Source organism: Sorangium sp. So ce726 (genome assembly GCF_051521405.1).
GTDB lineage: Bacteria > Myxococcota_A > Polyangia > Polyangiales > Polyangiaceae > Sorangium.
The window spans coordinates 4,879,295-4,896,508 of sequence record NZ_CP150349.1 but is presented as its reverse complement, the minus strand read 5'-3'; the positions used below and the strand labels follow the sequence as shown (position 1 = coordinate 4,896,508).

The 17,214-nt window shown below is 72.1% G+C and carries 11 protein-coding genes; 6 read left to right on the top strand and 5 right to left on the bottom strand.

Features of this window, described 5'->3' with window-relative positions; genetic code table 11:
- Positions 1-202 precede the first annotated feature (202 nt).
- On the bottom strand, positions 203-2,974 hold the full coding sequence (locus tag WME79_RS18270; RefSeq protein ID WP_437537370.1) for a hypothetical protein: 2,772 nt from the start codon (positions 2,972-2,974) through the stop codon (positions 203-205).
- A 785-nt stretch (positions 2,975-3,759) separates the two neighbouring features.
- On the opposite strand from WME79_RS18270, the gene WME79_RS18265 reads away from it, so the two are divergent.
- The gene (locus WME79_RS18265; protein WP_437537367.1) at positions 3,760-4,611 is read left to right on the top strand and encodes a hypothetical protein; all 852 of its coding nucleotides are present in this window, start codon (positions 3,760-3,762) and stop codon (positions 4,609-4,611) included.
- Between the two features lie 31 nt (positions 4,612-4,642).
- Here the strand turns inward: WME79_RS18265 and WME79_RS18260 are convergent, their stop codons facing one another.
- Together WME79_RS18260 and WME79_RS18255 are read right to left on the bottom strand one after the other, a co-directional pair.
- Positions 4,643-7,996, bottom strand: a complete 3,354-nt coding sequence (locus WME79_RS18260) for a protein kinase domain-containing protein (protein WP_437537364.1) — start codon at positions 7,994-7,996, stop codon at positions 4,643-4,645.
- A gap of 8 nt (positions 7,997-8,004) precedes the next feature.
- Complete coding sequence (locus tag WME79_RS18255; RefSeq protein WP_437537361.1) at positions 8,005-9,417, bottom strand: sigma 54-interacting transcriptional regulator; 1,413 nt, start codon at positions 9,415-9,417, stop codon at positions 8,005-8,007.
- Positions 9,418-9,725: 308 nt separating this feature from the next.
- Between WME79_RS18255 and WME79_RS18250 the strand changes: the two genes are divergently transcribed.
- Positions 9,726-11,633: a M6 family metalloprotease domain-containing protein gene (locus WME79_RS18250; RefSeq protein ID WP_437537358.1), complete on the top strand. Its 1,908-nt coding sequence runs from the start codon at positions 9,726-9,728 to the stop codon at positions 11,631-11,633.
- On the opposite strand, the gene WME79_RS18245 is transcribed toward WME79_RS18250, so the two are convergent.
- A complete protein-coding gene (locus tag WME79_RS18245) occupies positions 11,581-12,540 on the bottom strand; it encodes a LysR substrate-binding domain-containing protein (RefSeq protein ID WP_437537355.1) in 960 nt (319 codons plus the stop codon). The two genes, WME79_RS18250 and WME79_RS18245, sit on opposite strands and share 53 nt — an antisense overlap.
- A gap of 123 nt (positions 12,541-12,663) precedes the next feature.
- On the opposite strand from WME79_RS18245, the gene WME79_RS18240 reads away from it, so the two are divergent.
- A complete protein-coding gene (locus WME79_RS18240) occupies positions 12,664-13,512 on the top strand; it encodes an oxidoreductase (RefSeq protein WP_437537353.1) in 849 nt (282 codons plus the stop codon).
- A 48-nt stretch (positions 13,513-13,560) separates the two neighbouring features.
- On the opposite strand, the gene WME79_RS18235 is transcribed toward WME79_RS18240, so the two are convergent.
- Positions 13,561-14,658, bottom strand: a complete 1,098-nt coding sequence (locus WME79_RS18235; RefSeq protein ID WP_437537350.1) for a hypothetical protein — start codon at positions 14,656-14,658, stop codon at positions 13,561-13,563.
- 183 nt (positions 14,659-14,841) lie between these two features.
- Between WME79_RS18235 and WME79_RS18230 the strand changes: the two genes are divergently transcribed.
- From WME79_RS18230 to WME79_RS18220, 3 genes are read left to right on the top strand one after another with little or no spacing between them, the layout of a single operon-like run.
- Positions 14,842-15,429, top strand: coding sequence for a LysE family translocator (locus tag WME79_RS18230; protein ID WP_437537347.1), 588 nt, complete (start codon positions 14,842-14,844; stop codon positions 15,427-15,429).
- A 3-nt stretch (positions 15,430-15,432) separates the two neighbouring features.
- Positions 15,433-16,872, top strand: coding sequence for a PLP-dependent aminotransferase family protein (locus WME79_RS18225; protein ID WP_437537344.1), 1,440 nt, complete (start codon positions 15,433-15,435; stop codon positions 16,870-16,872).
- A gap of 12 nt (positions 16,873-16,884) precedes the next feature.
- Positions 16,885-17,103, top strand: a complete 219-nt coding sequence (locus tag WME79_RS18220) for a hypothetical protein (protein ID WP_437537341.1) — start codon at positions 16,885-16,887, stop codon at positions 17,101-17,103.
- The last annotated feature ends 111 nt before the right edge of the window (positions 17,104-17,214 follow it).

Genomic DNA, 17,214 nt, shown 5'->3' with positions numbered 1-17,214 from the left:
TCTCGGCGAAACGTCTCAGACAGCGAGGAGCTGAGCGCAGTGCCCTGTCATGTTCCGCAACGAATTGCGCTGTTGCGCAACGCTCCCGCCGGCGCGTCACGACCGCTTGTGTGTCGCGGTGCCTGGGATCTGCGTGGACCACCGGGATCACGGAGCGCCGGAAGAGCTCCAGGCGTCGCGCCGGCCGTCTCTCCGCGGACGCTCAGGGCATCCACCGCGCGACGTCGACGATCTCCCGGGCCACCGCGACGACGCCCTGCGGCCCAGCGACGCGGGCGAACAACGGCGCCAGGTGCCCGAGGTCGTCCTTCGTCCAGTCGTCGAGGAGATCGGGCCGCGGCTTCCAGCCGAGCTCGTTCAGGAGTCTCTGGCAGACGCGGCGCGCGTCCGGCTCGGTCATCGAGGCGGCCAGCGGGATCAGCGCGAAGAGCGCCTCGTCCTCGTCGCTCGGCTGCTCCAGAGCGCGCTCGACCAGATCGCGCGTGATCGCCGGCGCGTGGTCCGGCGAGGCCCCGGCGATCGCGACCAGGGCTGGCCAGTTGGCGCCGATCTCGCGGGACAGGTCGAGGACCGCATCGGCCCCGAGAGCCCGAGTCCACGCAGCGGCGTTCCGCGCGAGGAGCAATCTCGCGCCGTCGCTCGCCCGCAGATCGCCCGACAGCTGGGCCCAGGCGGCCTCGCGGACCGCGGCGGGCAGGTGCGCGAGCAGCGCGGATCGCGCCTCGATCCGGTCCGACGGCTGGGGCAGCGTGTCCACCAGCGCGAGCGCATCCTCCACGCGCCCCAGATCGCAGAGGCGCGCGGCGACGGCCGTCACCACCGGGCACCGGAAGCTTGCCGCAGCCGCGCACGCCTGGACCAGCGCGGACGCGGCGCCGGCAGGTGCGTACGGCGCGAGCGCACAGACGCTCCAGCACGCGTCCGGCGGAAGCCAGTCGCCCGAGAGCAGCGACAGCGCGAGCCCCAGCGCCTCCGACGCGCCCGCTTCCCGCTCCTCCGCGGGCAGGCCCGAAGCGAGGCGAGCGAGGACCATGTGCCGCTCCGAGGGGGGCAGCGCCTCGGACCATGCCCAGAGCCCGCGCACCGCCGCGGGAGACCATCGCGCGGCGGCCTTCGAGAGCAGCGGCAGCTCGTTGCTCCTCGCGTCGGCCGGGACCTCGGCGAACGCCTCGCGACCGAGGTCGCGCGCCTCGTCCTCCGGCAGCAGCGACGCCAGGGACACGCGCGCGAGCCGGCTCTCCCTGGTCCGCTCGCGACCGAGCCGCGCCGCTGCCTCGCGCGCGGCGGTCACGCGCGCCTGCCCGTCGAGCGCGCGCGCCACGGCGGCGAGCGCGACCCCGTCGGCGTGCTCCTCGCTGGCGGCCTCGAGCGCCCAGCCGAGCACGACGGCGCGCTCGGCGTCGGGCAGCTCGCGCGCCAGCCGGATCAGGGCACCGGCGCGCTCCACGGCGTCGGCGATCGGCCGCGCGGCGTCGAGGACGTCCTCGCCCACGCGCGGCATCTCGATGTGGGATCCGGCGGAGCCCTCGCCTCCCTCGGCCCCTTCCTCTTCCTCCTCGTCGTCCTGCGCGGCCTGCGCAGCCAGCACACGCCGCGTTTCCTCGAAGCCAAGGATCGTCCGCACCGAGCTCGTCACGAGCAGGCAGCGGACCCGCGCTGCCAGCACCCCCACGACATCGCCCCCGGCCGCGGCATCGACCAGGAGGCGCGCCGCGCACGCCGCCGTCGCGTCCACGTCGGCGATGAACCCGGACGAGCCATCCGGGCGTGTCCTCCACACGTCGAGCCACGCCCTCGAGGCCAGCTCGATCCGCTCTGCGAGGCTCGCGCCGACCCGCTCCAGGTGAGCGCGCCAGTTCCGGCATACGTAGTCGGAGACCGTGCCCGACGCGAACGCGCGCGTCCCGTGGTCGGCGAACCGGCGATCGACCGCCGCGCGCTGCTGCGGCGCAAGCCGCTCTTCAACAGCCTCCGCCCAGGCCGGGTGACGGAGCGCGAGGCCCGACTCTCCGGCGGCGATCAGCGGTCCGCTCAGCTCGTTCCGTGCGCCGCCGTTCACCGTCGAGATCGCGAGGAGCTCCTCCACCTCGATCGGCGCGAGCGCGCCTGCAAGCCATGGCAATACGGAGCCAATCGTGCCGCCGGCGCAGAGATCCAGGACGCCCGGAGCTCCGGCGGGAACGCTCGCAAGCGCCGACGCCACAGCCGCAGGCTCCTGCGCAAACGCCTCGACGAACGCCTCCACGAGGAGCGGCTCCCCGCCGCTCACCCGTGCGACCTCGTCCTTCACGCTGGCCGGCAGCTCGCCGAGCCTCAGCCCCATCGCCTCCGCGACCTCGTCGACCGCGATCGGCGGCAGCGCGACCACCTCCGTCCCCTCCCCGAGCCCTCCCAGCGCCTCGATCGAGCGCGCCGACAGCACGGCGCGCACGCCGGGGCCGAGGTCTCGCAGGAATCGCTGCGCTGCATCGGGGGTCCAGGTGACGGCCTCGTCGAACCCGTCGAGGATCACGACGAGCGGCCTGCTTCCGGGCGGGCGGCCCTCCTCGAGCATGATCGCGAGGTCGCGCCGCATCTCCTCGACCCCGTGCGCCCGTTCGCCGGTGCGCCGCGGTGTCCTGAGGAACAGAGCCACGCGCGCATAGAGGAGGTTCAGCGCCGTGGACTCCAGCGCCGTACCGAACCGACGGCTCACGGGGACGAACGCGATCTCGTGCCGGCCCGCGCGGGCCAGCTCCAGCGCCCACGCGCCCAGCAGCATCGACTTGCCGCGCCCGCTCGGCCCGAGCAGCGCCACGCGCGCACCGCCGTGCTCCAGCCACGCTTCGAGGCCCGCCACGGCGCCAGCGTGCGCCCTCCCGCCGATGGGGGCGCTGCGGCAGCGCTCGACCTCGCGCCAGAAAGCGAGGACGCCGCGCTCCGCCGCCGCCGGGCCCACGGCCGGCGCATCCGGTGCTCGCGAAGGACGGGTCATGGATTGCTTTCCCTTCGCTTCTATACCGGAAACTCCGCGTCCCGGACGACCACCGCTTCCGCCTCTCACCGCACACCGTTTCGATGTCGCGGCCCCTCGCCGCGAGCACGCTTCGTGATGGCGAGGAGTTCTTCGACGCCGCCGCGTGGCCGCCAGTTGCTCCCCGCGGCCACTCCCCCTCATTCGCATTCGTCTCGGCCTTCACCTCGGCCTCATCGACCGCGACCCACGCCGCCTCGGGGCATTCGTTCAGGCCCTGCGTGTTGTATACGTCGATCGTCACCGATCCCACGCCGAGATCCGCGTCACCGAGCAGGATCTCGCAGTAGCGGCTCCCCCGCAGGGCCTCCTGCGCGAGCGGGCGTCTCGGTTTCGACGGGCTCCTCCTTGCCGCAGCCGACCGCGGCACGGCCTCGGTCGATTTTCCCCCCGCTCCCTCCCGTTGAGTTGGTCTGAATCTCCAGGGAGCGAGGAGAACATCACCTCTCCGCGGCCCGGCGACGCCCCCTCCCGCCGCCCCCCTCGCTCCGACAGCTCCGATGGGCGCCTGTCATCACGCCGCAACAGCGGCTGTCCGCGCGGCGGTCACCTGTAACGCCGCCGTACCACCTCGCCGGGCGACGCGCGGGCGATCCGCCGCCCCCACGCCGCTCCCACGCATGGCACGGCGCATGCTCCTTGTCCCCGGCACACAGCGCGGCGATCATGGCCGCTTGTGTCCACGCTCGGCAAGCTCGCCCTTGCCGTCAACGAAGGCTCGAAACTCTCTGGACGAGGAGATCGCGATGAAGCGCTCAGTCGGTGCGCACGGAATGGTGATGGGCGTCGGGCTCCTCATGGCGGCTTGCGGGCCGGCGTCGGAGTCGGAGTCGCCGCTCGACGTCGATCTCGACGAACCAGGGCTCGAGACGACGGTGCTGAAGCCCGGGTCGCAGGACCCCAACGGCACCCCGAAGCTCGCGTGGCACACCTGGAAGTTGGAGGTCGCCCGCTGGCTGAAGCACCCGCTGCTCCAGAACGGATCCATCAACCCGGCGATCACCGTCACCGGCGTCTTCGCCGACGCGGGCGGCGAGGAGGTCTTCAATCACACGTTCCGCTGTGCCGTCGCGAACGGCACCGTCGTGACCCACCTCAACAAGCCCTACAAGGGGCGGGGGATGGTGAGCGGCGCGTCGGTCTGGCGGGAGAAGGGGCTCTCCGATGACGTGATCGACAACGTGCTGGAGTGCGTGATCGCGTTCGTCAACGACAAGAAGGACGGCGTCCACATCCTGCTCACCGGACCCAACGTGAACGACGACGGCGGCGACCATGAAGGGTTCATCCACGGCGAGGCCGTCTGGTGCGCGGGCGTGACCGCGGGCAACGTCGTCGTGGAGGTCTACCCGACGCGCTCGTTCCTGAGCGGGTGCGGGATCGACGCCAAAGCGGCGCTGGCGCAGCGGTACTGCTACCAGAAGAACACCTGCGGCCTCGTCTACAAGGATGTCCTCGAGTTCAACGCCGAGTGCCAGGCCGTGGGCGAGCCGGGGAGCGGCCAGTACGAATGCAACGGCAAGGCGTGCACGATGACGTGGTTGGAGGACCCCGCGCCCGACTGGTGCGATCCCCTCCCCCCCGGCTACCCCCAGTAAGCCGCGACGCTCCGCCGGCGCTACTCACTGCTCAGCGCGCGGCGGGGTCAGGCCCCTCGCCCGCGAGCCGCCGCACCTCGACGAGGCGCGCGCCCACGGTCCGGGCGCGCAGCGGGTTCGCCTGGATCGCCGCCTCCAGGGCCTCGGCTTCCCGCAGCGTGGCCTCTCTCCTGGCGGCCTCACCAGGCGCCGTCGCAGCGCGCAGGCGAAAGAGCCCGCCTTGGGCGACGAGCGCCCGATCGAACCGCGGGTTCAAAGCGAGCGCCGCGCCCGCGCGCCCGAGCCCCTCGTCGATCTCGGCCGCGGCGTCCTGCCCGCGTCCCGCGCGCAGCCCAGCGCGGGCCTCATGGATCTCGGCCAGCAGCCCGTAAATCCGCGGATCGGCGCGCGGCTCGCCGAGCAGCATAGGCCGGAGCGGGACGAGCGCCGCGTCGAGCAGCGCCGCGTCCGGACGGCCCCGCTGCGCGCTCCACCGGAAGGCGAGGAGCTCCGCCTCGGCGCGCTGCGCCCGGTCCGACACGTCCCAGGGCGCCTCAACGAGCCTGCGATCCAGCGTCTCGCGCGCGATCCGGAGCTCCGCCGCCGGGTCCTCGCCCCGCGTTACCCGCACGCGCGCCTCGAGCATCGCCAGCATCGCCCGCAGCGACTCCGGATACGCGGCCGCGCCCGGCGCCATCGCCCGCGCGCTCTCCTGGACGCGCGCGAGCGCCGGGCCCGGGTCGGCCCCCGCGTCCAGCGCGTGCAGCGCCAGCGCGTGATCCAGCCAGAGCCGCCAGTAGGGAGCCCCGGTCCAGGAAGGATCGCTCCGGCGCGTCGCATCGATCGCCGCGTGCACCCGCTGGACCGCCTCCTCCGGAGAGCGGCCTACTCGGACGAGGTGCTCGACCTCGTAGAAGCCGGTGGTCAGGCGCGACGTTCGCGCGCTGCCGAACCCTGGATCGAGCGCCAGGACCTGCTCGCAGCGATCCTCGGCGCGCGCGAAGGCCCCCGTCGGATCGAGGCCGCGCAGGGACTCGTAGCGGCCGCGCTCGGCGTGGACGACGCAGAGCTCGTTGAGGGCCCAGGCGAAGTCCGGCTCGCGCTGGAGCGCGGCCTCGTAGCCCTGGACGGCGCGCTCTAGCGCCTCGCCCTGGTCGCGGCCGATCAGGTCCGCGTGGTAGGCCCGCGCCCGGAAGACCGAGGCGGCCACGTACCGCGCCATGGCGTCGTCCGGGCTCCTGGCGAGCGCCTCCTCGGCGCGCGCGGTCGCCTCGGCGAGGGCTGCCTCCGCGTCCTCGCCCTCCTGCATCCCGCTCGCGACCCACCAGGCGAAGCAGCTGTGGACCCAGGCCAGCTTCACGTACGCCTCCGCGCTCCGCGGGCTCGCCGCGAGCGCCCGCCCGCAGGCCTCCCGCGCCCGCTCGAAGCTCGGGCGCATCGACGCGCCGTGCTTGCCGGCGGCGTTCATGGTCTGGGTCCAGAGCTCGCACGCGCCGGCGTGGACCGAGGGATCGGATCGGCCGTGGTCGGCGGCGATCCCGTACGCCTCGGCGGCGCCATCGAAGTGGCCCTTCATCCGCTCGAAATCGAAGGCGGCGTCGTGGCGGTAGCGGCTCCCCATCGCGAAGAGCACGTCGCCCTCCAGCTTCTTCGCCTCGTAGAGCCACGGCGCCCCCGCGAACGCGGCCCGGGCCTTCGCCAGCGCGTCCTCGTGCCTGCCCTCGGCGAGCGCGAGCAGCCCCTCGGCGTACGCGGGCGCGTCGACGGCGCCGCCGAGCGCCGCGCGGAGGTGCAGCGCCGCCGGCGCTTTGAGCTCTGCCTCCAGCGCCGCGATCCGGGCCTCGCGCTGCGCCGGATTGCGGATGCGCCGGGCCTGCTCCAGCCCGCGGCGGTAGAGCTCGGAGAGCGCCGCGCCGGCGGCGTAGTCGAGCCCCGGCGATCGGTACCCCGCCTGCTCGGCCGCCCGGAGGTGCTCGATGGCGGCGGCCGGCTCCTGGAGCGCCAGCAGGCCGCGGCCGAGCGCGTACTCCCCGGGGCCGCGGCCGCTCTCGCCCGCCTGCGCCATCCGGGCCTCCACGGTCCTGAGCCGGGCGCGGACCACGTCGCGCTCGCGCTCGACGTCGTGGAGCGGCATCGCGTGGGCGCCGACGAGGAAGAGCTCCATCTCCTTCACGGTCTCGCCGAGCTCGCGCGCGAGCTCCGCCTGCTCAGCGGCGGCGCGCCGGCTCCGGACGAAGAAGCCGGCGACGACCAGGGCCGCGAGGACCAGCGCGGTCACGCCCGCGACCGCCGCCCGGTGCCGCCGCGCAGCCCGGGCCAGGCGGCGGCCGAGGGAGGCGCGGCGCGCGAGCACGGGATCGCCGTCCAGGAAGCGCTGCAGGTCCTCGCCGAGCGCGCGCGCCGACTCGTAGCGGGCGCCGGGCTGCTTCTCGAGGCAGCGCATCACCACCGCCTCGAGATCCTGGGGGATGTCGCGGTCCAGGGTCCGGAGCGGCGGCGCGTCCGCCTCCAGCACCTGGCGGAGCACGTCCATCACGGTGCTCCCCACGAACGGCGGGCGGCCGGCGAGCAGCGCGTAGAGCGTCGCGCCCAGGCCGTAGACGTCGGTCCGCCGATCGAGGGCGTGCACCCGCCCCGCGGCCTGCTCGGGCGCCATGTACGCGGGGGTTCCGAGCAGGGCGCCGGTGAGGGTGGGCCCGCTCTCCCCCGCCTCGCGCGCGATGCCGAAGTCCATGAGGTAGGGGCGGTAGGCGCCGTCCCTGCCCCGCTCCAGCATGACGTTGCTCGGCTTCACGTCGCGGTGCACGAGGCCGAGCCGGTGGGCCTCGTGGAGCGCGGCGGCGATGGCCCGGGCCACGCGCACCTTCTCCTCGACGGTCAGATCGCCGCGGGCGTCCTGGAGAGAGGGGCCGTCGATGCAGCGCATCACGAGGAAGGGCACGTGATCGGCGACGCCGGCCTCGTGGACCTCGCAGACGTTCTCGTGGCGGAGCCGCGCCTGCGACCGCGCCTCGCGCAGGAAGCTCCCGTCGATCTGCGCGCCCGCCGAGAGGAGCTTGATGGCCACGCGCCGGCCGAGCCGGAGATCCCGGGCCCGGTAGACGACGCCCATGCCGCCTCGGCCGAGGAGGTGGAAGTCCTCGAAGCGGGCGTGGAGCGAGGGCGGGATCGGCGACGGTGGGATCGACGAGGGCACCTCGAGCGCGGCGGCGGAGCGCCGGCTCTCCTCACCGAGGCCAAGATCGGGAGTGGGATCGGGCGCGGCGCGCGTGGCCTCGGACGCAGCGGGCGAAGCCTCGGGCGCTGCAAGCGACGCCCCGGGCGCGGCCGGGCCGGTGAGGGTCGCGTCGTCGCGCCCGCGCCGCGGCCACGGCGAAGCGTCGACGCGGGGCTCGTCGGCGTCCACGGGCGGGATCATCGGGCGCGGAGGCCGTGGCGCTGGATCAGCCGGTGGACGAGCTGGCGGGAGACGCCCATCGCGTCGGCCGCGTGCGAGATGTTGCCCCCGTGCTGGCGGAGCTTCTCGGTGACGTAGGCGCGCTCCAGCTCCTCCAGCACGACCTCCCGCGCTTCGGGCAGCGGCAGCTCGAGGAGCGTGCGGAGGCGGGCGTCTCCGGGTCCTGCTGGCGCCGCGCCTGAGGGCGCCGCGCCCGAGGGATCAAGGCGCGTCGCTTCCGCGCTAAAGCTCCCCTGCGGCGCCGGCGGCCCGGCGCCGATGATCTCGTGGAGCAGCTCGGGGAAGAGGACGAGCCGCGCGACGGTATTCCGGAGCTCGCGCACGTTCCCCGGCCAGTCGTACGCCTCCAGCAGCGGGAGCGCGCCCGCCGGCAGGTCCGCGAGCGCGCGCGGCGGATCCCGCGCAACGAGGAAGCGCTCGACGAGGAGCGGGATGTCGTCCTTGCGCTCCCGGAGCGCGGGGACGTGGACCTCCACCACCGAGAGCCGGAAGTAGAGATCGGCCCGGAACGAGCCGTCCTGGGCCTTCGCGCGCAGGTTCCGGTGTGTGGCCGCCACGATCCGCGCATCGAAGGGGCTCCATTCGTTCGATCCGAGCCGCCGGATCTGCCGCCCCTCGATGGCGCGCAAGAGCTTCGGCTGGAGCTCGAGCGGGAGCTCGCCGATCTCGTCGATGAAGAGCGTGCCCCGGCTCGCCTGCTCGAGCAGGCCTGGCCGCGCCGCCGCGGCGCCGGTGAACGCGCCCCGGGCGTGGCCGAAGAGCTCGCTCTCCACCAGGTTCGGGGCGATGGCGCCGCAGTCCACGACGACGAAGGGGCCGTCCTTGCGGCGGCTCTGCGCGTGGATCGCCCGCGCCAGCACTTCCTTGCCGGTGCCGGACTCGCCCAGCAGGAGCAAAGTCTCATCGGTCGGCGCCGCGCGCTCCAGCCGGGCGAACAGCGCGCGCATGGGGAGGCTCCGCCCCGCCGCCTCGCCGAACGCGTCCGCGGCGGAGAGCGGCAGGACCGCCGCGGGGCCCGCAGGGCCGACGACGATCTCGGAACCGCCGACCGTGGCGGGGACGCCCGGCGGGAGGAAGGCCTCGCGGATCCGGACGTCGCGGATCAGGGTGCCGTTCTTGCTGCCCAGGTCGCGCAGGAGCACACCCTGCTCGGTCAACCGGATCTCGCAGTGCCTGCGCGAGGCGCGTGGATCCGCGAGGACCAGATCGCAGTCGGCGCCCGCGCCCACGAGGAGGGGCCGCAGATCGAGCGGCGCTGTGAGCGTGCGCCGGTCCGGGAGGGCGACGGTCACCGAGACGGCCGGGAGCCGGAGAGAGCGCCCCTGATCGAAGCTCGTGAGCGTGCAGGCCTCCCCGGAATCGTCGCCCATGATCGCCATGGTGCCCCTGGAGGGGGCCGCGTCAACCCGGAACCAGCGCGCCCGCGGGCCGCAACGGCGCCTGCAGCGCACGCGCACCGGTGGAGCGCCTGCAGGACCGCTGTAACGCCGCCGCGACAGCGCCCGTCGCGCGCGCGTGACAGCTGTCCCGGCGGCGTGTCGGCGCGGGGCGATGCGCTCGCCGCAGACGCGCAGATCAGCCTGGAAACGCGGCGATTCGCGCTGCAGCCCGAAGCCGGCACATGGGTTGCGATGCGCCCCTCGAACGCGGCGAAACGCGGATTGAGGAGGATGCGGACATGACGTCTCGAAACAGCAGCGCAGGCAACGTGGATCACCACGGGATCATCGGCGCGCGGCGCGCGGCGCGGCTCGGGCTCATCGCGCTTGCCGCGCTGGCGACCGCCGTCTCGGTGAGCCGCCCTGCGGCCGCAGTGAGCGCCGAGCCCGGGTTGCGCGAGATCCAGCTCGACCCGAACGGCGCGACCTTCCGCGCCGAGGTGATCGGCGACGAGCACTTCGATTACCTCCGGATGGCGGACGGCACCGCCGTCGTGCTCAACGACCTCTCGGGCGACTACGAGGTCGCCGAGCTCGGATCGGACGCGCGCGGCGCCCTCAGGCTGGTCCCCTCCGGCGTGCTGGTCCGCGATCTCCGCGGTCACGGCGGCCCCGTGGATCCGGCGTTGCTCCAGCGCATCGACGACGAGGCGCTCGATACCCTCTGGGAGGCGGCGATCGCACATTCCCGGGGCCCGCTCTCGTTCGCGGCCGGTCCGACGGTGATCACCGGGATCCGGCGCCCCCTGCTGACCATTCTGCTGGAGTTCACCCAGGGGGGCGGGCTCGCCACGCCAGGCGCGTTCACTGGCAACTTCAGCACCGACATCGCCTACTGGAAGCAGACGATGTACGGGAGCCTCCCGGGCTCGGTGAACCATTACTATACCGACATGTCGCGCGGGAAGTTCTCCTTCACCCGCGCGAAGGAGACCCAGGGCACCGTCAACGACGGCATCGTCCGGATCAAGCTCCCGTTCGCGCACCCCAACAGCAAGAAGGATTTCTCCCTCCTTCAGCTGTACCTGAAGGAGGCGCTGGTGCTGGCGGATCCCTACGTCAACTTCGCCTCCTACGACACCAATGCAGACGGCAAGGTCCGCGGCGACGAGCTCAACACGGTCTTCATCATTGCCGGCTACGAGACCGCGAACACGAGCAAGACGCCATCCATCTGGGCCCATGCAACGGGCTTCAAGGACCCGATCACCCTCGACGGAAAGGTCCTTACCGGCTACGCCGCGCTCGGCGAGCGCCAGGTCCACTCCGTCGGCGGCGTGCCCACCACGATGCCGGCCACGGTGGGGGTCATCGTCCACGAGCTCGGGCACTCTGCGGTCGGCCTCCCGGATCTCTACAAGGGCCCGACCCCGCTCGGATCATGGTGCGTGATGGCGAGCGGGAGCTGGGGGAGCACGAGCGGCTCGCCCGCGGGCTCGACGCCCGTGGCGATGGGCGCCTGGAGCCGGATCAAGGCCGGATTCCTGGCGCCGACGGTGATCGAGCCCGGGGCCCCGCCGCAGGACATTGCCATTGTCCGGACGGCCGGCGCGGAGTTCCTCGGGCAGGGCGTCGAGCCGACGATTTACAAGATCGAGACCTCGGATCCGGACCAGTACTTCCTGATCGACAACCGCCAGAACGAGGGCTACGACCGCGGCCTGCAGCGCTGGCTCGACTTCGATGACGTCTCCGGCGGCGTGGCGATCTACCGCGTCGACGAGGCCAGGAAGGCGGGCGAAGGGAAGATCGCGTTCATGGCGAGCAACCCGAGCTCGCCGAGCTCCCTGGCCAACCTCTACAACGACGAGGGAGGCCGGACCTTCACGCCGTTCACCGACCCCAGCAGCGACGACGCAGACGGGCAGTTCACCGGGCTCTCGGTCACGGACTTCAACGTTTCCGGGCCGATCATGCTCGCGCACGTGAGCTACGTCCCCTTCGCCTGCAACGCGATCACCGCATCCGTCGCGGAGCACGAGATCCACGGCCGCGCCCACAAGCAGATCGTGGACCTCGGGGACGACCAGATCTTCCTTGGATACCGCACAACGGGCGTGCAGCAGGCGCTCGGCTTCGACAAGGACGAGATCGTCACGCTCCACGTGGAGGCGCCCGGGATGTGGAGCGTCGGGGAGTGCGACTGACCGGCTTGGCCTCCTGCCCGCGAAAGGTCGTGACCGTCTCGATCAGCGCGCGAAGCTTCGGCTGCTCCTGCGTGCGCGCGGGAAAGTAGAGGCAGAAGCCAGGCCCCTTCGTGATGAACGCCTCGAGCACGCGCTCCAGCCGCCCCTCCGAGAGCTCGCGCTCGATGGCCTGGTCCGGCACGTACGCGAGGCCCGCCCCCGCACACGCGAGCGCGACCATGAGCCCGATATCGTCGGTGACGATGCCGCCGGGAACATCGACCGTGATCGTCTTGCCCCGGCGTTCGAGCTCCCAGCGATAGACGACGCCGCTCGCGAGGAGGCGCTGGCGGATCGCGCGATGGTGTACGAGGTCCTCCGGCGAGCGTGGTCGCCCCGCCTTCGCGAGGTAGGTCGGTGAGCCGACGATCGACCACGACGAGTGGTTCGAGATCGGAACCCGCACCATGTCCTTCTCCACCGAGTCGCCGAGCCGGATGCCCGCGTCGAAGCCGGAGGCCACGAGATCGACGAAGGCATCGTCGAGCGAGACCTCGATCGACAGCTCCGGGTACGCCTCCCGCATCTGCGCCACGAGCGGAGCGACGAGCCACGCGCCGCTCACGCGCGGCGCGGTGATGCGCAGGTTCCCGGAGGGGCGCCCGCGGTAGTCGCCGAGCGCGGCGAGCGCCTCCTCGACGTCGGAGATCGCGGGCCGCAAGCGCTGGAATAGGCTCTCTCCCGGCTCCGTGAGCGCGACGCGCCTCGTGGTCCGCTGAAACAGCACAACGCCGCACCGCCGCTCGAGGAGCTTGATCTTCTGGCTCACGGCGGTGGGGGTGACACCGAGCGCGGCGGCCGCGGCGGTGAAGCTCTTGTGGCGGGCCACGGCGAGGAACGTCGTGAGCCCGTCGAGCGCGTCCGTCATGCTCGATTATGAACCGCAAGTTCATAAAGCATCAACGTTTTAGCGCATTTTCTTCATGCTCGGGATGTTGCATCTTCCGTCGTGTGAGGGGCGCAGCGCCCCGGCCACGAAGAGGAGATCCCCATGGAAACGAGCAAGCACGAGCGGGTGTGGTTCATCACGGGCGCGTCGCGCGGCATCGGCGCGGAGATCGCGAAGGCGGCGCTCGCCGCCGGAGATCGGGTGGTCGCCACCGCGCGCGATCCGAAGAGCATCACGGACCGCTTCGGACGGCCCGAGGCGCTCCTCCCCGTTGCGCTCGACGTGACGGACGAGGCGTCGGTCGCCGCCGCGGTCGAGGCGGCCATCGCTCGGTTCGGCCGGATTGACGTCCTCGTGAACAACGCCGGCTTCGGCGTCGTCGGCGCGATCGAGGAGACCTCGGGCGACGAGGTCCGGCGCGTCTTCGAGACGAACGTGTTCGGCCTCCTCGCGGTGACGCGCGCCGTGCTCCCGCAGCTCCGGAAGCAGCGCGCCGGCCAGATCTTGAACATCTCGTCGCTCGGCGGCTACCGGTCGGGCGCCGGGTTCGGCGTCTACTGCTCGACGAAGTTCGCCGTCGAGGGGATCTCGGAGGCGCTCCACGCCGAGCTCGCGCCGCTCGGCATCGCGGTGACGGTCATCGAGCCGGGCTACTTTCGGACGGAGTTCCTGGAGGCGAAGTCCGTCGTCGAGACGGGCAAGGTCATCGCCGATTATGCGGAGACCGCGGGCAAGGTCCGGAGCTACGCAAAGACGGTCAGCCTCCAGCAGCCTGGCGACCCGGAGCGGCTCGCGCGCGTGGTCGTCGAGCTCTCCCGCGCGAAGAACCCCCCGCTCCGCCTCCCGCTCGGCAGCGACACCGTCGCTGCGATCGAGGCGAAGAACGCCCTCGTGGCGCAGGAGCTCGCCGTGTGGCGCGCCGTCGCAGAGTCGACGGACTTTCCGAAATGAAGCGAGGTTGACATCCCGGAGGCGCGAGCACCCAGGCAGAGACGGGGGTCACGCGCCTGCCGCCTCCGGGTCGTTCACCACCAAGGATCTCGCATAGGCGAAGGCGTCGCGCATTCCAGCGACGGAATGCGCGAAGAACCTGTCCTCCACGCGCGCGCCGTCCCTGAAGACGACGAGCTTGACCGGGCCGGTCTCCGCGCCCCATTCGAGATCGATCGTGTACCGGCTCGTCCCCTTCTTGACGATACGACGGGTGATGCGCCGCTCCCGGGCCTTGAAGTCGGGACACCAGCCGTCGTGGGTGATCCCGATCCCGTCGTGGTCCTCGGGAGAGAAGGCCGGGTCGCGCATCGCCTCGACGGCGGTGCGGTAGAGCGGATCGTTCGCGCGGAAGTCCGCGAGCCACGCCTCGTACCGCTGCTCCTCTTCCTCCTCCGCCCTGCGCCTCGCCTGCTCCTGCTCGGAGATCCACTTGCTCTGGAGGACGAGCTTCAGGCCGTCGCGCCGGAACGTCAGCATGGCTGCGATCGGCGCCTCGGGCGCGTCGCCTCTGGCCTCGCCGTCTGGTCCCGACTGGTAACAGACGATCGTCCCGTCGGCGTTGAAGGCCGGCGGGCGACGATCGGCGTCGACCGGCCCGGGCGCCTCGATCTCGGGCCATCCCGACATCGGGTCCGAGAAGTCGAAGAAGCGGAACTCGTACGGGCACGCCCAGATGCACCCGTCGACGACGAGCATCGCGGCCGACGCCTCGAAGCGCGTCTCCGCCCAGCAGAAGGCGATCCCGTCTTTCGCCTCGTCCGGCAGGTGATCTCGTCGCTTTCCGGTGTCGAGCTCCACCACGGTCTGGCCCTGGTAGTCCTCGCCGCACACCAGGTAATCGTGGCCGTTCGCATGCCCCTCGACGAACAGGAAAGGGAACGACCCGTAGTTCCGCTGCACGACGGCGATGGGGTCGGTGGAGCCGGTCCTGTAGACCTCGCCCTGGGCGTAATCCCAGCTGCCACTTCCGGTCGAGAAGCTCGACACCACGAGCCTGTACTTCCCCGCGGGGCTCGAGATCTCGCGGCGCGAGCCCTCCCGCTCATTCTCCGGTCGGAAGAACGCCGCCTTCTTGGCCTCGCACGCCGCTGATTCGTCCGTCATGTCTCCTCCACGCCCCCGGCCTCATCCGGCTGCGCTGCGCCGAGTGTACCCCGGGGCGCCGGGCCCTTCGCTGTACCGGTCGCGCGACTGACACAGTGCTTTCGTGCGGCGCGGCCCCTGTGCCTTCACCGGCGAACGTCGCCTCCTTACGCTCCGGGCCATCCCCGACCGGAGCGATCTGCGATGACCGAGCTGCTGCCCCTCCTGACCTATTGCTTCGTGATGTCGAGCACCCCTGGGCCGAACAACATGATGCTCACCGCCTCGGGCGCCAACTTCGGCTACCGCCGATCACTGCCGCATCTCCTGGGCATCGGCGTGGGCGGCGCGGTCCAGACCGTCGTCGCCTGCCTGGGCCTGGGCGCGCTGTTCGCCGCCTACCCGGCGCTGCACGGCGTGCTGCGTGTGACCGGCGCGCTGTACCTGCTGGTGCTGGCGTGGAAGCTGACCGGCGGCGCCGCGGTCAACGGCGCCGAGGTGCCGCGGCCGCTGTCGTTCGCGCAGGGGGCGCTGTTCCAGGCCGTCAACCCGAAGAGCTGGGTCAAGGCGATCACGGTGGCCTCGGTGTTCATGCCGTCCGGCATGGGCGTGGCGAGCGGCGCCCTGCTCGTGTCCGTCGTGAGCCTCGCCATCACCTTTCCATGCACCTCGGCGTGGGCGCTGTTCGGCGTGGCGATCCGGCGATTTCTGACCGATCCGCGACGGCACCGGCTGTTCAATGGCATCATGGCCGGCGCGCTGGCGGTGCTGGCGCTCCTGTTCCTGCGTTGACCCATGTTCTCGCTCGACCGCGACTCCGCCGTTCCCCTGGCCGACCAGATCGAGGCGCGGCTGCGCGCGCTGATCGAGGGCGCCCAGCTGCCGCCCGGCGCGCGGCTGACGTCGATCCGCCAGCTGGCCGGTCAGCTCGGCGTGAGCCCCAACACCGTGGTGACGGCCTACGATCGGCTGGTGGCGGCCGGGCTGCTAGAGTCGCGCGGCACGGCCGGGTTCTTCGTGTGCGAGGCGGCCTCGGCCATGCCCAACGACGCGTGGCTCGAGGCCGGCGAGGAGCAGGAGCCGGTGTGGCTGGCGCAGCAGTCCAACGACCAGCGCGCCGGCGTGCTGCTGGCCAGCAGCGGCGCGCTGCCGGCGAGCTGGCTGAGCGACGCCATCCCTGCGACGGTGCTCCAGCGCGCGCTCGCCCGCAACGACGCCGGCATGGCGGCGCGCTGTCCGCCGCAGGGGCTACCCGAGCTACGGGAGCGCATCGCGATGCTGCTGCGCTCCCAGGGCCTCGCGGCCGACGCGGGCCGCGTGCTCACGACCTGGGGCGGCACGCATGCGATCGACCTGATCTGCCGGGGTTACCTCCAGCCAGGCGACGCGGTGCTGGTGGAAAACCCGGGCTATTTCCTGTTGTTCGGCCGCCTGCGGCAAGCGGGCTACCGCCTCATCCCGGTGGCGCGAAGGCCGGACGGCGTGGATCTGGGGGCGCTGGAAGCTGCGTGCCGCGAGCACCGGCCCAAGCTGATGTTTCTCCAGAGCGTGCTGCACAACCCGACCGGCTGGGGCTCGAGCGCCGCCAACCTGCACCGCGTGCTGACGATCGCGCACCAGCACGGTGTCCTCATCGCCGAGGACGACGTGCACGGTCACTTCCACCCCGGGCATCCCACGCGGCTGGCGCAGCTCTCGGGGCTGGACGGGGTCATCTATTACTCCAGCTTCTGCAAGGCGCTGAGCCCGGCGCTGCGCCTCGGCTACATCGCGGCCGAGCCAGGGCGGCTGAAGCCGCTGCTGCGCGAGAAGATCTATTCGGTGCTGACGAGCGGCGCGCTGAACGAGCTCGTGCTCCTGGAGGTGCTGTCGGCCGGCAGGTGGCGCAAGCACATCGATCGGCTGCAGCAGAAGCTCGGCGCGGCGCGGAACGCAGCGGCGCGCCGGCTGCGCGACGCCGGCGTGCTGCTGGACCACCCGGGTGAAGGCGGGCTGTTCCTCTGGGGCGCGGCGCCGCGCGGGGTGGACGTCGACGAGCTGGTGCAGGACGCGTACCTCAACAAGATCCTGCTGGCCCGGGGGGCGACGTTCATGGCGGATGGGGCGGGAGATCCGCATATCCGGTTCAATGTGGTGTTCAGCCAGCATGTGAGGGTGGCGGAGTATCTGGGACAGCGGTTTGCGGCCGTGGCGAGCGCGCGCGGGGCGATGGCGAGGGCGGTGATAGGGGCCTAGCGGGCATAGGCGTTGACCGAGCTCGTTCGGTCACCGAAGCCCGCCCCCCTCACCCCACCGGTCACCAACGTCCACGTTTACGTGGACGTGAACGTGGACGTGGACGTGGACGTGGACGTGGACGTTTACGTGGTCGTGGACGTTTACGTGGTCGTGGTCGTGGTCGTTCACGGCCGATCGTTGACGACCACGACCACGACCACGACCACGACCACGACCACGTTCACGTAAACGTCCACGTCCACGTTCACGTCCACGTAAACGTTCGGATGTAGGAGAACGCGGCGCGATGCTTGGTTAACACCTATGGGTGATACAGAGCGCAGGGCGCCTTGTGGGGAC

What these genes read in the sequence shown, in the direction of transcription:
- WME79_RS18265 (WP_437537367.1), top strand. Translation starts at nt 3,760, where the DNA reads ATGAAGCGCTCAGTCGGTGCGCACGGAATGGTGATGGGCGTCGGGCTC.
- WME79_RS18270 (WP_437537370.1), bottom strand. Translation starts at nt 2,974, where the DNA reads ATGACCCGTCCTTCGCGAGCACCGGATGCGCCGGCCGTGGGCCCGGCG.
- WME79_RS18225 (WP_437537344.1), top strand. Translation starts at nt 15,433, where the DNA reads ATGTTCTCGCTCGACCGCGACTCCGCCGTTCCCCTGGCCGACCAGATC.
- WME79_RS18230 (WP_437537347.1), top strand. Translation starts at nt 14,842, where the DNA reads ATGACCGAGCTGCTGCCCCTCCTGACCTATTGCTTCGTGATGTCGAGC.
- WME79_RS18245 (WP_437537355.1), bottom strand. Translation starts at nt 12,540, where the DNA reads ATGACGGACGCGCTCGACGGGCTCACGACGTTCCTCGCCGTGGCCCGC.
- WME79_RS18255 (WP_437537361.1), bottom strand. Translation starts at nt 9,417, where the DNA reads ATGGGCGACGATTCCGGGGAGGCCTGCACGCTCACGAGCTTCGATCAG.
- WME79_RS18235 (WP_437537350.1), bottom strand. Translation starts at nt 14,658, where the DNA reads ATGACGGACGAATCAGCGGCGTGCGAGGCCAAGAAGGCGGCGTTCTTC.
- WME79_RS18250 (WP_437537358.1), top strand. Translation starts at nt 9,726, where the DNA reads ATGACGTCTCGAAACAGCAGCGCAGGCAACGTGGATCACCACGGGATC.
- WME79_RS18240 (WP_437537353.1), top strand. Translation starts at nt 12,664, where the DNA reads ATGGAAACGAGCAAGCACGAGCGGGTGTGGTTCATCACGGGCGCGTCG.